This window comes from Protofrankia sp. CiP1_Cm_nod4, assembly GCF_982290645.1.
On record NZ_CEVIVC010000264.1, the window covers coordinates 2,174 to 3,327 of the forward strand.

The 1,154-nt window shown below is 69.7% G+C and carries 2 protein-coding genes; one reads left to right on the top strand and one right to left on the bottom strand.

Annotation, left to right across the window (positions count from 1 at the left end):
* On the top strand, positions 1-520 hold a 520-nt coding region (locus AC5LSR_RS23940; RefSeq protein ID WP_493469069.1), incomplete at its 5' end, for an endonuclease toxin domain-containing protein.
* A gap of 78 nt (positions 521-598) precedes the next feature.
* On the opposite strand, the gene AC5LSR_RS23945 is transcribed toward AC5LSR_RS23940, so the two are convergent.
* Positions 599-925: a helix-turn-helix domain-containing protein gene (locus AC5LSR_RS23945; protein WP_493469070.1), complete on the bottom strand. Its 327-nt coding sequence runs from the start codon at positions 923-925 to the stop codon at positions 599-601.
* Positions 926-1,154 lie beyond the last annotated feature (229 nt).

Genomic DNA, 1,154 nt, shown 5'->3' on the forward strand with positions numbered 1-1,154 from the left:
GCCCGCCGGCCGTCCGGCCTCACCTGGGGGCCAACCCACCGGGGCGCCGCCGGCACAGCCGCCCGCGGCGCCGCCCGTGTCCGGCGGGCCCACGATCTGGGGGCAGGGCAGCGTGATCCAGGGCAGAGGCGCGGAAGCCGCCATGGCGTCCGCCACACCCGGCACGCATTTCTACGGCAACTTCCGCCGCTTCGACCGTGCTGTCTACGGGCCGGGCGGGCGGGACGCGCCGGCGCTGGAGGCCGGCCAGCTCAAGTCGGTCGACACCGCGAAGAAGACGTATCAGGGCGCGGGGCTGACCAGAGTCATCGAGAACGCGGCGGGTGACATTGCCGGTGTCGGCGAGAGCACCTGGACGGGTGGCGGCCACACCATGACCATCGGCCCGGAAACAGCGCGGGTACTCGACGTGGTGATCCCGGACACCCCACTGACCCCGGCGCAGGAGGCCGCAATCGACACCGCGGTGGCCGGGGCCGCGAGCATGGGCGTCCAGGTACGCATTTATCGCGTCCACTGACGTCACTGACGTATGGCCACGGACGTAGTGCCGGGCGCCGCGCGGCCGGCGGATATGAGGGATTTGAGATCGTGATGCTCAGCCGATGACGAGTCGTTCGCCGCCGAAGTCGGCGATGATCTCCAGGCGTCCGCCGAGGGCCCTGACAGAGGCGGCAAGCGTGCGCAGTCCGCTGGCGTCGACGGTGGCCCGTTCGATCGCGGAGACGCGTTCCTGACGGACGTGCATGCGGTCGGCGACCTCCGCCTGGGTCAGGCCGAGGCGGCGACGCATCTCGGCGAGCCGATGGGCGCGGTTCTCGGCGACGAGCCGCCGGGTACCGGACTCGGCCTCCTGACGGTCGGCGTCGTCAGGGAAGAACTCCGCCAGGAAGCTGTCCTTGTCGTAGTTGTGAACCTCACTCACTGGTCACGCTCCTTGAGGTAGACGGCGTAGCGGGCTTCGGGCACCGGCCACTTTTCGGAGCGGGTCCGTCGCGAGCCCTGGCCAGCCGGTTGTGAGGAGTCAGTACCTCGGATGTCTTCGGCATCACCCCAAATGGGGGTAATCCGGGCGGCTTACGTATCAGGTGGTTGTGAGGGAGAGGGCGAGGAGGGTGTAGGTGGCGGTGGGTGGGGTCTGGATGGTGATGCGG